Origin of the sequence: Pseudomonas sp. NPDC090755 (assembly GCF_044769005.1) — a bacterium.
In the GTDB taxonomy this organism is placed as follows: domain Bacteria; phylum Pseudomonadota; class Gammaproteobacteria; order Pseudomonadales; family Pseudomonadaceae; genus Aquipseudomonas.
In genome coordinates this window covers 1-13,425 of sequence record NZ_JBIVXC010000039.1, presented here as the reverse complement: position 1 = coordinate 13,425, position 13,425 = coordinate 1, and the positions used below count along the sequence as shown (strand labels likewise).

Sequence of the window (13,425 nt, the reverse complement as noted above, 5' to 3'; positions counted from 1 at the left end):
GAAGAAAAAGCTCGCGGTATCACCATTAACACCGCGCACGTCGAGTACAACTCGAACATTCGTCACTACGCTCACGTTGACTGCCCAGGTCACGCTGACTACGTGAAGAACATGATCACCGGTGCTGCCCAGATGGACGGCGCGATCCTGGTTTGCTCGGCCGCCGATGGTCCGATGCCACAAACCCGTGAGCACATCCTGCTGTCCCGTCAGGTTGGCGTTCCGTACATCGTGGTCTTCCTGAACAAGGCTGACCTGGTAGACGACGCTGAGCTGCTGGAACTGGTCGAGATGGAAGTTCGCGACCTGCTGTCCACCTACGACTTCCCAGGCGACGACACTCCGATCATCATCGGTTCCGCTCGTATGGCTCTGGAAGGCAAAGACGATAACGAAATGGGCACCACCGCTGTCAAGAAGCTGGTGGAAACTCTGGATGCCTACATCCCAGAGCCAGTTCGTGCCATCGATCAGCCGTTCCTGATGCCAATCGAAGACGTATTCTCGATCTCGGGTCGTGGTACCGTTGTTACCGGTCGTATCGAGCGTGGTATCGTCCGCGTTCAAGACGCCCTGGAAATCGTTGGTCTGCGTGACACCGCTACCACCACCTGCACCGGCGTTGAGATGTTCCGCAAGCTGCTGGACGAAGGTCGTGCTGGCGAGAACTGCGGCGTGCTGCTGCGCGGCACCAAGCGTGACGACGTTGAGCGTGGCCAGGTTCTGGTCAAGCCAGGTTCGGTCAAGCCGCACACCAAGTTCACCGCAGAAGTCTACGTTCTGAGCAAGGAAGAAGGCGGCCGTCACACTCCGTTCTTCAAAGGCTACCGTCCACAGTTCTACTTCCGTACTACTGACGTGACCGGTAACTGCGAGCTGCCAGAAGGCGTTGAAATGGTAATGCCAGGTGACAACATTCAAATGACTGTCACCCTGATCAAGACCATCGCAATGGAAGACGGTCTGCGCTTCGCTATCCGTGAGGGTGGCCGCACTGTTGGTGCTGGCGTCGTAGCGAAAATTATCGAATAAGTAGTTGATTTCTCTCGATCAGGCCGGCATAATGGCCGGCCTGATAAGCTTTTAGGTCAGTAGCTCAATTGGCAGAGCGACGGTCTCCAAAACCGTAGGTTGGGGGTTCGATTCCCTCCTGACCTGCCAGATTCACCTCGTGTGTCTGGCTTTCTTTTCACAGGATCTTCCTAGATGACTCCCAAGGCTGAAGCCCAAGACTCTCGTTTTGATCTGCTCAAGTGGCTGGCTGTTGTCGCTTTGGTAGTCGTTGGCGTGGTTGGTAATCAATACTACTCCGCCTCGCCGATTCTGTATCGCGTACTCGCACTTCTCGTTCTTGCTGCGGCTGCTGGCTTCATCGCCCTGCAGACTGTCAAGGGCAAGTCGTTCTTTGCGCTGGCAAAGGAAGCTCGCACCGAGATTCGTAAAGTCGTATGGCCGACCCGTCAAGAAACCACGCAGACCACCCTCATCGTAGTGGCGGTTGTTCTGGTTATGGCGCTGCTGTTGTGGGGTCTCGACTCCCTGCTCGGTTGGCTGATTTCCTTGATTGTTGGCTAAGGGTGTCCCGTGGCTAAGCGTTGGTATGTTGTGCATGCTTACTCGGGTTACGAGAAGCATGTAATGCGCTCGCTGATCGAGCGCGTAAAGCTGGCTGGCATGGAAGACGGTTTCGGCGAGATTCTGGTCCCGACTGAAGAAGTCGTCGAGATGCGCAATGGCCAGAAGCGCAAGAGCGAGCGTAAGTTCTTCCCAGGCTACGTCCTGGTGCAGATGGACATGAACGAAGGGACTTGGCACTTGGTCAAGGATACTCCTCGCGTCATGGGCTTCATTGGTGGTACTGCAGACAAGCCTGCACCGATCACCGATAAAGAGGCTGAGGCCATCCTGCGTCGCGTTGCCGATGGCAGCGACAAGCCCAAGCCGAAGACCCTGTTCGAGCCGGGCGAAGTGGTTCGCGTTATCGATGGTCCGTTTGCTGATTTCAACGGTACCGTTGAAGAAGTTAACTACGAGAAGAGCCGGATCCAAGTGGCCGTGCTTATTTTCGGTCGCTCTACTCCGGTAGAGCTCGAGTTCAGCCAGGTCGAAAAGGTCTAGCCGAACAAAGCATCCCATACCCCGCAGCCTGTGTGCTGCGGGGTTTTGTCGTCACTGGGATAAAACGCAAGTCATCCGGGGAGCCTTCTGGCGTTCGTACCCGATATTGGAGTAGCTCATGGCTAAGAAGATTCAGGCTTACATCAAGCTGCAAGTAAAGGCCGGCCAGGCCAACCCAAGCCCACCCGTTGGTCCAGCACTGGGTCAACACGGTGTGAACATCATGGAATTCTGCAAGGCCTTCAACGCCCGTACCCAGGGTCAAGAAGCCGGCCTGCCGACTCCTGTGATCATCACTGTTTACAGTGACCGCAGCTTCACCTTCGAAACCAAAAGCACCCCTGCTTCGGTTCTGCTGAAGAAAGCAGCTGGCCTGACCAGCGGTTCTGCACGTCCGAACACCGTTAAAGTCGGTACTGTGACCCGTGCTCAGCTGGAAGAGATCGCAAAAGCCAAAAATGCTGATCTGACTGCCGCTGACATGGAAGCAGCCGTGCGTACCATCGCCGGTTCTGCTCGCAGCATGGGCCTCAACGTGGAGGGTGTGTAATGGCTAAGCTGACCAAGCGCCAAAAGGCCATTGCTTCGAAGCTCGAAGCTGGCAAAGTTTACAACTTCGAAGACGCAGCAGCGCTGCTGACCGAACTGTCCACCGTGAAGTTCAGCGAGTCCTTCGACGTTGCCGTCAACCTCGGTGTTGACCCACGTAAATCCGACCAGGTCGTTCGTAGCGCTACCGTGCTGCCACACGGCACTGGCAAGACCGTACGTGTAGCTGTCTTCACCCAGGGTCCAGCTGCTGAGGCCGCTCTGGCTGCCGGCGCTGACCGTGTAGGTATGGACGATCTGGCTGCCGAAATGAAAGGCGGCGACCTGAACTATGACGTCGTCATTGCTTCCCCGGACGCAATGCGTGTTGTAGGTCAGCTGGGTCAGGTTCTGGGTCCACGCGGCCTGATGCCTAACCCGAAAGTCGGTACCGTAACTCCAGACGTAGCCACCGCGGTCAAAAACGCCAAGGCTGGTCAGGTTCGTTACCGCACCGACAAAAACGGCATCATCCACACCTCCGTTGGCAAAGTCGGCTTCGAAGCTGGCAAGCTGAAGGAAAACGTTGAAGCCCTGATCGCTGATCTGAAGCGTATCAAGCCAGCTTCCTCGAAAGGTATCTACGTCAAGCGCGTTACCCTGAGCACCACCATGGGCCCAGGTCTGGTCATCGACCAGAGCTCGCTGAGCGCGTAAGACAAAACCGGCGCGAGCAATCGCGCCAGTTTGAAAAAATTGGGGTCCCTGCCTGGCGGGGGCTATCCAAGACCGTAGGCGGCGCAAGCCTTAAACCTCAAGCCTACGCAGATGGTGCTCCCGATTCCTTACCGAATCAGACACCAAAACGACATCAGGCTTCGGCCAGATGAAACGGTAACAAGCAGGAGTTTTACCCGTGGCAATTAAACTCGAAGACAAGAAGGCCATCGTCGCTGAAGTCAACGAGGCTGCCAAAGTCGCTCTGTCCGCTGTCGTGGCTGATGCCCGTGGTGTGACTGTAGGCGCAATGACCGGACTCCGTAAAGAGGCTCGTGAAGCTGGCGTTTACGTACGTGTCGTACGTAACACCCTGCTCAAGCGCGCTGTTGCTGACACTGAATTCAGTGTCCTCAACGACGCCTTCACCGGCCCGACCCTGATCGCTTTCTCCAACGAGCACCCGGGCGCCGCTGCCCGTCTGTTCAAAGAGTTCGCCAAGGGTCAGGACAAGTTCGAGATCAAGGCAGCTGCGTTTGACGGCAAGTTCATTGCCGCTAACGAAATCGACGTGTTGGCTACCCTGCCGACCCGCGACGAGGCTATCGCGAAGCTGATGAGCGTGATCCAAGGCGCTACCAGCAAGCTGGCTCGTACCCTGGCAGCTATTCGCGACCAGAAAGAAGCTACTGCTGCCTAAGGCACGCACAGCGCTTTCAAAATCACACGTTTAATTTGACGGCTGCGTAAGCTGTCACCCCAATACAGGATTTAAGTCATGTCTCTGACTAACGAGCAAATCATCGAAGCAATCGGCCAGAAAACCGTTCTGGAAATTGTTGAGCTGATCAAAGCAATGGAAGAAACCTTCGGCGTTACCGCTGCTGTTGCCGCTGCTGGCCCAGCTGCTGCCGCTGCCGTTGTTGAAGAACAAACCGAATTCAACGTTGTTCTGGTTGAAGCCGGCGACAAGAAAGTCAACGTGATCAAGGCCGTTCGTGAACTGACCGGTCTGGGCCTGAAAGAAGCCAAAGAGAAAGTTGACGGCGCTCCTCAGGTTGTCGCTGAAGGCGTTTCGAAAGAAGCCGCTGAAGACGCCAAGAAGAAGCTGGAAGAAGCAGGCGCTAAAGTCGAACTCAAGTAATTTCGACTTTGCGACTCCAGCCCGAGCGCTAAGCAAACGGCTGATGGCTGGTGGCTCTTGCCACCGGCCTTTTTCCGTTATTGGCAGCTGACCAGGTCGGCGCCGATAACGAGCGGTAACCACCAACGATGGTGGCGCAAACCAAGGGGTTTGCACGATTTTCTGGCTGCTCCCCGTCGGGAGAAGCCAAACAAGCAGGTGACCAAGCTGGGGAACGCTGATGGCTTACTCATACACTGAGAAAAAACGTATCCGCAAGGACTTTAGCAAGTTGCCGGACGTCATGGATGTGCCTTACCTCCTGGCCATCCAGCTGGATTCGTATCGTGAATTCTTGCAAGCGGGAGCGACCAAAGATCAGTTCCGCGACGTGGGCCTGCATGCGGCCTTCAAATCGGTTTTCCCGATCATCAGCTACTCCGGCAATGCTGCCCTGGAGTACGTTGGCTATCGTCTGGGCGAGCCGGCTTTTGATGTCAAAGAATGCGTACTGCGCGGCGTGACCTACGCGGTTCCGCTGCGGGTTAAAGTGCGCCTGATCATTTTCGACAAAGAATCGTCGAACAAAGCGATCAAGGACATCAAAGAGCAAGAAGTCTACATGGGTGAAATCCCCCTGATGACTGAAAACGGTACCTTCGTAATCAACGGTACCGAGCGTGTTATCGTTTCCCAGCTGCACCGTTCGCCAGGTGTGTTCTTCGACCACGACCGTGGCAAGACCCACAGCTCGGGCAAGCTGCTGTACTCGGCACGCATCATTCCTTACCGCGGTTCGTGGCTGGACTTCGAGTTCGATCCGAAAGACTGTGTATTCGTCCGTATCGACCGTCGTCGCAAACTGCCTGCGTCGGTACTGCTGCGCGCGCTGGGTTACAGCACTGAAGAAGTACTGGATGCCTTCTACACCACCAACGTCTTCCACATCTCCGGCGAGAAGCTCAGCCTGGAGCTGGTGCCTCAGCGCCTGCGTGGTGAAGTTGCGGTCATGGATATTCATGACGAAACCGGCAAGGTCATTGTCGAGCAGGGTCGTCGTATTACCGCTCGCCACATCAACCAGCTGGAAAAGGCCGGTGTCAAGCAACTGGACGTTCCTATGGAATACGTCCTGGGTCGCACTACCGCCAAGGCCATCGTTCACCCGGCTACCGGCGAGATCCTGGCCGAGTGCAACACCGAGCTGAGCACTGAACTGCTGATCAAGATCGCCAAGGCACAGGTCGTCCGCATCGAGACCCTGTACACCAACGACATCGACTGCGGTCCGTTCATCTCCGACACCCTGAAGATCGACTCCACCAGCAATCAGCTGGAAGCGCTGGTCGAAATCTACCGGATGATGCGTCCAGGCGAGCCGCCAACCAAGGATGCTGCCGAGACCCTGTTCAACAACCTGTTCTTCAGCGCCGAGCGTTACGACCTGTCGGCCGTTGGCCGCATGAAGTTCAACCGTCGTATCGGTCGTACCGAGATCGAAGGTTCCGGTGTACTGAGCAAGGAAGACATCGTCGAGGTCCTCAAGACCCTGGTCGATATCCGTAACGGCAAAGGCATCGTCGACGACATCGACCACCTGGGTAACCGTCGCGTGCGTTGCGTCGGCGAGATGGCCGAGAACCAGTTCCGCGTTGGCCTGGTGCGTGTTGAACGCGCGGTCAAAGAGCGCCTGTCGATGGCCGAAAGCGAAGGCCTGATGCCTCAGGACCTGATCAACGCCAAACCGGTTGCGGCGGCGGTGAAAGAGTTCTTCGGTTCCAGCCAGCTTTCGCAGTTCATGGACCAGAACAACCCGCTGTCCGAGATCACCCACAAGCGTCGTGTCTCTGCACTCGGCCCTGGTGGTCTGACCCGTGAGCGCGCAGGCTTCGAAGTTCGTGACGTACACCCGACCCACTACGGCCGCGTGTGCCCGATCGAGACCCCTGAAGGTCCGAACATCGGTCTGATCAACTCCCTGGCAGCCTATGCCCGCACCAACCAGTACGGCTTCCTGGAAAGCCCGTACCGCGTGGTGAAAGAGGGCGTGGTTACCGACGACATCGTGTTCCTGTCGGCGATCGAAGAAGCGGATCACGTCATTGCACAGGCTTCGGCCACAATGAACGAGAAGAAGCAGCTGATCGACGAGCTGGTAGCCGTTCGTCACCTGAACGAATTCACCGTCAAGGCGCCGGAAGACGTCACCCTGATGGACGTATCGCCGAAGCAGGTAGTTTCGGTTGCAGCGTCGCTGATTCCGTTCCTCGAGCACGACGACGCCAACCGTGCGTTGATGGGTTCGAACATGCAGCGCCAGGCTGTACCAACCCTGCGTGCCGACAAGCCGCTGGTCGGTACCGGCATGGAGCGCAACGTTGCCCGTGACTCCGGCGTTTGCGTCGTGGCCCGTCGTGGTGGCGTGATCGACTCCGTCGATGCCAGCCGTATCGTGGTTCGTGTTGCCGATGACGAAGTCGAGCCAGGCGAAGCCGGTGTCGACATCTACAACCTGACCAAATACACCCGTTCGAACCAGAACACCTGCATCAACCAGCGTCCGCTGGTGAGCAAGGGTGATGTGGTCCAGCGCAGCGACATCATGGCCGACGGCCCGTCCACCGACATGGGTGAACTGGCACTGGGTCAGAACATGCGCATCGCGTTCATGGCGTGGAACGGCTTCAACTTCGAAGACTCCATCTGCCTGTCTGAGCGTGTTGTTCAGGAAGACCGCTTCACCACGATCCACATCCAGGAACTGACCTGTGTGGCCCGTGACACCAAGCTCGGCCCAGAGGAAATCACCGCGGACATCCCGAACGTCGGTGAAGCTGCGCTGAACAAGCTGGATGAAGCCGGTATCGTCTACGTTGGTGCTGAAGTTGGCGCTGGCGACATCCTGGTCGGCAAAGTAACGCCAAAAGGCGAAACCCAGCTGACTCCGGAAGAAAAACTGCTGCGCGCGATCTTCGGTGAGAAGGCCAGCGACGTCAAAGACACCTCCCTGCGCGTGCCAACCGGCACCAAAGGTACCGTCATCGACGTACAGGTCTTCACCCGTGATGGCGTGGAGCGCGACAGCCGTGCGCTGTCCATCGAGAAGATGCAGCTGGACGAGATCCGCAAGGACCTCAACGAAGAGTTCCGCATCGTCGAAGGCGCAACCTTCGAACGTCTGCGTTCGGCCCTGAACGGCCAGGTGGTCGATGGTGGTGCGGGCCTGAAGAAAGGCACCGTGATCAGCAACGAAGTCCTGGACGGTCTTGAGCACGGCCAGTGGTTCAAACTGCGCATGGCCGAAGACGCGCTGAACGAGCAGCTGGAGAAGGCCCAGGCCTACATCGTTGATCGTCGCCGTCTGCTGGACGACAAGTTCGAAGACAAGAAGCGCAAGCTGCAGCAGGGCGATGACCTGGCACCGGGCGTACTGAAGATCGTCAAGGTCTACCTGGCAATCCGTCGTCGCATCCAGCCGGGCGACAAGATGGCCGGTCGTCACGGTAACAAGGGTGTGGTCTCGGTGATCATGCCGGTCGAAGACATGCCGCACGACGCCAACGGTACGCCGGTTGACGTGGTACTCAACCCACTGGGTGTACCATCGCGTATGAACGTCGGTCAGATCCTCGAAACCCACCTGGGCCTGGCGGCCAAGGGCTTGGGCGAGAAGATCAACCGCATGCTCGAAGAGCAGCGCAAGGTTATCGAACTGCGTCAGTTCCTCACCGAGATCTACAACGAGATCGGTGGTCGTCAGGAAAGCCTCGAGACCTTCTCCGACCAGGAAATCCTGGACCTGGCGAAGAACCTCAAAGGCGGTGTGCCAATGGCCACTCCAGTCTTCGACGGCGCCAAGGAGCGCGAAATCAAGGCCATGCTGAAACTGGCAGACATGCCGGAAAGCGGCCAGATGCAGCTGTTCGACGGCCGTACCGGCAACAAGTTCGAGCGTCATGTGACCGTGGGTTACATGTACATGCTCAAGCTGAACCACTTGGTGGACGACAAGATGCACGCGCGTTCCACTGGTTCTTACAGCCTGGTTACCCAGCAGCCGCTGGGTGGTAAGGCGCAGTTCGGTGGTCAGCGTTTCGGGGAGATGGAAGTGTGGGCGCTGGAAGCATACGGCGCGGCATACACCCTGCAGGAAATGCTCACAGTGAAGTCGGACGACGTGAACGGTCGGACCAAGATGTACAAAAACATCGTGGACGGCGATCACCGTATGGAGCCGGGCATGCCCGAGTCCTTCAACGTGTTGATCAAAGAGATCCGTTCGCTCGGTATCGATATCGATCTGGAAACCGAATAACACGTGACGCGAATCGGGAGCGCGGCTGAAAAGCCCGCTCCCTGCTCCGCCAGGAGGAAAGGCCTTGAAAGACCTACTGAATTTGCTGAAAAACCAGGGTCAAGTCGAAGAGTTCGACGCCATCCGTATCGGACTGGCCTCGCCTGAGATGATCCGTTCGTGGTCGTTCGGTGAAGTTAAAAAGCCGGAAACCATCAACTACCGTACGTTCAAGCCTGAGCGTGACGGTCTGTTCTGCGCCAAGATCTTTGGCCCAGTCAAGGACTACGAGTGCCTGTGCGGTAAGTACAAGCGCCTGAAGCACCGTGGCGTCATCTGTGAGAAGTGCGGCGTTGAAGTCGCCCTGGCCAAGGTCCGTCGTGAGCGCATGGCGCACATCGAACTGGCCTCTCCAGTTGCCCACATCTGGTTCCTGAAGTCCCTGCCGTCCCGTATCGGCCTGCTGATGGACATGACCCTGCGTGATATCGAGCGCGTGCTCTACTTCGAGAGCTACGTCGTTATCGACCCGGGCATGACCACCCTGGAAAAAGGCCAGCTGCTCAACGACGAGCAGTACTTCGAAGCGCTGGAAGAGTTCGGTGACGACTTCGACGCCCGCATGGGTGCTGAGGCTGTCCGCGAGCTGCTGCACGCTATCGACCTGGAGCACGAGATTGGCCGCCTGCGCGAAGAGATTCCGCAGACCAACTCGGAAACCAAGATCAAGAAGCTGTCCAAGCGTCTGAAACTGATGGAGGCCTTCCAGGGCTCGGGCAACCTGCCTGAGTGGATGGTCCTGACCGTTCTGCCGGTTCTGCCGCCAGATCTGCGTCCTCTGGTTCCGCTGGATGGCGGTCGCTTCGCGACTTCCGACCTGAACGACCTGTATCGTCGGGTGATCAACCGTAACAACCGTCTGAAGCGCCTGCTCGACCTGTCCGCGCCGGACATCATCGTGCGCAACGAAAAGCGCATGCTGCAGGAAGCGGTCGACGCCTTGCTGGATAACGGTCGTCGTGGCCGTGCCATCACCGGCTCGAACAAGCGTCCTCTGAAATCCCTGGCCGACATGATCAAGGGTAAGCAAGGTCGTTTCCGTCAGAACTTGCTCGGTAAGCGCGTTGACTACTCCGGCCGTTCGGTAATTACCGTTGGTCCGACCCTGCGTCTGCACCAGTGCGGTCTGCCGAAGAAGATGGCCCTCGAGCTGTTCAAGCCGTTCATTTTCGGCAAGCTGGAAATGCGTGGTCTGGCGACCACCATCAAGGCCGCCAAGAAGATGGTCGAGCGCGAGCTGCCAGAGGTGTGGGACGTTCTCGCCGAAGTGATTCGCGAACACCCCGTACTGCTCAACCGTGCACCGACCCTGCACCGTCTGGGTATCCAGGCTTTTGAACCAGTACTGATCGAAGGTAAGGCCATCCAGCTGCACCCGCTGGTCTGTGCTGCGTACAACGCCGACTTCGACGGTGACCAGATGGCCGTTCACGTGCCGCTGACGCTGGAAGCCCAGCTCGAAGCGCGCGCGCTGATGATGTCGACCAACAACATCCTGTCGCCAGCCAACGGTGAGCCAATCATCGTTCCGTCGCAGGACGTTGTACTGGGTCTGTACTACATGACCCGTGAAGCCATCAACGCCAAGGGCGAAGGTCGCGTATTCGCCGACCTGCAGGAAGTCGACCGCGTATTCCGCGCCGGCGAAGCTGCCCTGCACGCCAAGATCAAGGTTCGTATCAACGAAACCGTTAACGATCGTGATGGCGGCAGCGTCAAGAACACCCGCATCGTCGACACCACCGTCGGCCGTGCCCTGCTGTTCCAGGTTGTTCCACCAGGTCTGTCGTACGACGTGGTCAACCAGCCAATGAAGAAGAAGGCGATCTCCAAGCTGATCAACCAGTGCTACCGCGTGGTTGGTTTGAAAGAGACCGTGATCTTCGCTGACCAGCTGATGTACACCGGTTTTGCCTACTCGACCATCTCCGGCGTTTCCATCGGTGTTAACGACTTCGTTATCCCGGATGAAAAAGCCCGCATCATCGGTACCGCTACCGACGAAGTGAAAGAGATCGAGAGCCAGTACGCCTCCGGCCTGGTAACCCAGGGCGAGAAGTACAACAAGGTCATCGACTTGTGGTCCAAGGCGAACGACGAAGTGTCCAAGGCGATGATGGCCAACCTCTCGAAAGAGAAGGTCATCGACCGCAATGGCGACGAAGTCGAGCAAGAGTCCTTCAACTCGATGTACATGATGGCTGACTCCGGTGCCCGGGGTTCGGCAGCCCAGATCCGTCAGCTGGCCGGTATGCGTGGTCTGATGGCCAAGCCGGACGGCTCGATCATCGAGACGCCGATCACCGCGAACTTCCGTGAAGGTCTGAGCGTACTCCAGTACTTCATCTCGACTCACGGTGCTCGTAAGGGTCTGGCGGATACCGCGTTGAAGACCGCGAACTCCGGTTACCTGACTCGTCGTCTGGTAGACGTTGCCCAGGATCTGGTCGTGACCGAGATCGACTGCGGCACCGAGCAGGGCCTGCTGATGACGCCGCACATTGAAGGCGGCGACGTAGTAGAGCCTCTGGGTGAGCGTGTACTGGGTCGTGTTATCGCCCGTGACGTGTTCAAGCCTGGCACCGACGACGTCGTCGTTCCGGCCGGCACCCTGGTCGACGAGAAGTGGGTCGAGTTCATCGAGCTGAACAGCATCGACGAAGTGATCGTGCGTTCGCCGATCAGCTGCGAAACCCGCTACGGCATCTGCGCCAAGTGCTACGGTCGTGACCTGGCTCGCGGTCACCAGGTGAACATCGGTGAAGCGGTCGGCGTTATCGCTGCCCAGTCCATCGGTGAGCCGGGTACCCAGCTGACCATGCGTACGTTCCACATCGGTGGTGCTGCAAGCCGTACCTCGGCTGCCGACAGCGTCCAGGTGAAGAACGGCGGTATGGTGCGTCTGCACAACCTGAAGCAGGTCGAGCGTGCTGACGGCAACCTGGTCGCGGTATCGCGTTCCGGCGAGCTGGCCATTGCCGACGAATTCGGTCGTGAGCGTGAGCGCTACAAGCTGCCTTACGGTGCGGTGATTTCGGTCAAGGAAGGCGAGAAGGTCGACGCTGGCGCCATCGTCGCCAAGTGGGACCCGCACACCCACCCGATCGTTACCGAAATGAAAGGTACCGTGACCTTCGTGGGCATGGAAGAAGGCATCACCATCAAGCGTCAGACCGACGAATTGACTGGTTTGACCAACATTGAAGTCCTGGACGTCAAAGACCGTCCGGCCGCAGGTAAGGAAATCCGTCCTGCAATCAAGATGGTCGACGCCAATGGCAAGGATCTGCTGCTGCCAGGTACCGACGTACCGGCCCAGTACTTCCTGCCGGCGAACGCCCTGGTCGGTGTGGCTGACGGTGCCCAGATCGGCGTCGGTGACGTTATCGCGCGTATCCCGCAAGAAACGTCCAAGACCCGTGACATCACCGGTGGTCTGCCGCGGGTTGCCGACCTGTTCGAAGCCCGCCGTCCGAAAGAAGCCTCGATTCTGGCTGAAGTCAGCGGCACCATCGCCTTCGGTAAAGAGACCAAGGGCAAGCGCCGTCTGGTCATCACTCCGAACGATGGCAGCGATCCGTACGAGGAGCTGATTCCGAAGTGGCGTCACCTGAACGTCTTCGAAGGCGAACAAGTGAACCGCGGCGAAGTTATCTCCGACGGTCCGAGCGATCCGCACGATATCCTGCGTCTGCTGGGTGTCAGCGCGCTGGCCAAGTACATCGTCAACGAGATCCAGGACGTTTACCGTCTGCAAGGCGTGAAGATCAACGACAAGCACATCGAGACCATCCTGCGTCAGATGCTGCGTAAAGTTGAGATCACCGAGTCGGGTGACTCCAGCTTCATCAAGGGCGACCAGATGGAACTGACCCAGGTACTGGTAGAGAACGAGCGTCTGGCGACTGAAGACAAGTTCATCTCCAAGTTCTCGCGCGTACTGCTGGGTATCACCAAGGCCTCGCTGTCCACCGAGTCGTTCATCTCGGCGGCCTCCTTCCAGGAGACCACCCGTGTTCTGACCGAAGCGGCGGTAACCGGCAAGCGCGACTACCTGCGCGGCCTGAAAGAAAACGTGGTCGTGGGTCGTCTGATCCCGGCCGGTACCGGTCTGGCCTACCACAGCGAGCGCAAGCGTCGCCGTGATGCCGACAAGCCGCTGCGTGTAAGTGCCAGTGAGGTGGAAGCCGCACTGACCGAAGCGCTGAACTCCAGCGGTAACTGAAAGTAGGGCAGGGCCCCGGCTGAACCGATCCGATCATTGGCGACACATGGTGTAGCCGATGACCGGAGGAGGGAGGCTGGGGCCTCGTCTTGACTGGGCGCAAGATCCTCTTTAGACTCTTGTACCCCTAAATTTGGTGGGACTCCGTCCTGCCAATTTTTGCTTTTCTTGCAAGACAATAGCGTCGCAAGACAACAGTGGAGCTAGTAGATGGCAACTATCAACCAGCTGGTACGTCAGCCGCGTAAGCGTATCGTCGAGAAATCCGACGTTCCTTGTCGATGACTGCCGCCATACTGGTGAAGACAGTCCTGTGCGCCTGACGGCGCGAGCGAGAGCATCATGCAATTTGCCCCCATC

Annotated in this window: 9 protein-coding genes, 1 tRNA gene and 1 pseudogene; all 11 read left to right on the top strand. The window is 57.9% G+C overall.

The annotated features are described in order from the left end of the window. A partial coding sequence (gene tuf, locus ACIQUS_RS26760; RefSeq protein ID WP_403054072.1) for an elongation factor Tu occupies positions 1–1,032 on the top strand: 1,032 nt, incomplete at its 5' end. Positions 1,033–1,085: 53 nt separating this feature from the next. Next, a tRNA-Trp gene (locus tag ACIQUS_RS26755) sits at positions 1,086–1,161 on the top strand. Positions 1,162–1,206: 45 nt separating this feature from the next. Then, positions 1,207–1,575 (top strand): preprotein translocase subunit SecE, encoded by a 369-nt coding sequence (gene secE / locus ACIQUS_RS26750; RefSeq protein ID WP_403054069.1) that lies wholly within the window; start codon positions 1,207–1,209, stop codon positions 1,573–1,575. Positions 1,576–1,584: 9 nt separating this feature from the next. Further along, positions 1,585–2,118, top strand: a complete 534-nt coding sequence (nusG, locus tag ACIQUS_RS26745; RefSeq protein WP_010220294.1) for a transcription termination/antitermination protein NusG — start codon at positions 1,585–1,587, stop codon at positions 2,116–2,118. Positions 2,119–2,236: 118 nt separating this feature from the next. Continuing rightward, complete coding sequence (gene rplK / locus ACIQUS_RS26740) at positions 2,237–2,668, top strand: 50S ribosomal protein L11 (protein ID WP_403054065.1); 432 nt, start codon at positions 2,237–2,239, stop codon at positions 2,666–2,668. Then, complete coding sequence (rplA, locus tag ACIQUS_RS26735) at positions 2,668–3,363, top strand: 50S ribosomal protein L1 (RefSeq protein ID WP_403054062.1); 696 nt, start codon at positions 2,668–2,670, stop codon at positions 3,361–3,363. Before rplK ends, rplA begins: the two co-directional genes overlap by 1 nt. Before the next feature lie 199 nt (positions 3,364–3,562). Continuing rightward, on the top strand, positions 3,563–4,063 hold the full coding sequence (rplJ, locus tag ACIQUS_RS26730) for a 50S ribosomal protein L10 (RefSeq protein ID WP_285865771.1): 501 nt from the start codon (positions 3,563–3,565) through the stop codon (positions 4,061–4,063). A gap of 78 nt (positions 4,064–4,141) precedes the next feature. Beyond that, positions 4,142–4,507 (top strand): 50S ribosomal protein L7/L12, encoded by a 366-nt coding sequence (rplL, locus tag ACIQUS_RS26725; RefSeq protein ID WP_217841532.1) that lies wholly within the window; start codon positions 4,142–4,144, stop codon positions 4,505–4,507. A 220-nt stretch (positions 4,508–4,727) separates the two neighbouring features. After that, positions 4,728–8,801 (top strand): DNA-directed RNA polymerase subunit beta, encoded by a 4,074-nt coding sequence (gene rpoB / locus ACIQUS_RS26720; RefSeq protein ID WP_403054057.1) that lies wholly within the window; start codon positions 4,728–4,730, stop codon positions 8,799–8,801. 64 nt (positions 8,802–8,865) lie between these two features. Next, positions 8,866–13,065: a DNA-directed RNA polymerase subunit beta' gene (rpoC, locus tag ACIQUS_RS26715; protein ID WP_403054054.1), complete on the top strand. Its 4,200-nt coding sequence runs from the start codon at positions 8,866–8,868 to the stop codon at positions 13,063–13,065. A gap of 210 nt (positions 13,066–13,275) precedes the next feature. Next, positions 13,276–13,341 (top strand): annotated as a pseudogene (gene rpsL / locus ACIQUS_RS26710) (30S ribosomal protein S12); the annotation flags it as partial. Between the last annotated feature and the right edge of the window lie 84 nt (positions 13,342–13,425).

Bases quoted from the DNA above. Each gene is read 5' to 3' on its own strand.
- rplA (WP_403054062.1), top strand. From the start codon at position 2,668: ATGGCTAAGCTGACCAAGCGCCAAAAGGCCATTGCTTCGAAGCTCGAA.
- rplK (WP_403054065.1), top strand. From the start codon at position 2,237: ATGGCTAAGAAGATTCAGGCTTACATCAAGCTGCAAGTAAAGGCCGGC.
- secE (WP_403054069.1), top strand. From the start codon at position 1,207: ATGACTCCCAAGGCTGAAGCCCAAGACTCTCGTTTTGATCTGCTCAAG.
- rplL (WP_217841532.1), top strand. From the start codon at position 4,142: ATGTCTCTGACTAACGAGCAAATCATCGAAGCAATCGGCCAGAAAACC.
- rpoB (WP_403054057.1), top strand. From the start codon at position 4,728: ATGGCTTACTCATACACTGAGAAAAAACGTATCCGCAAGGACTTTAGC.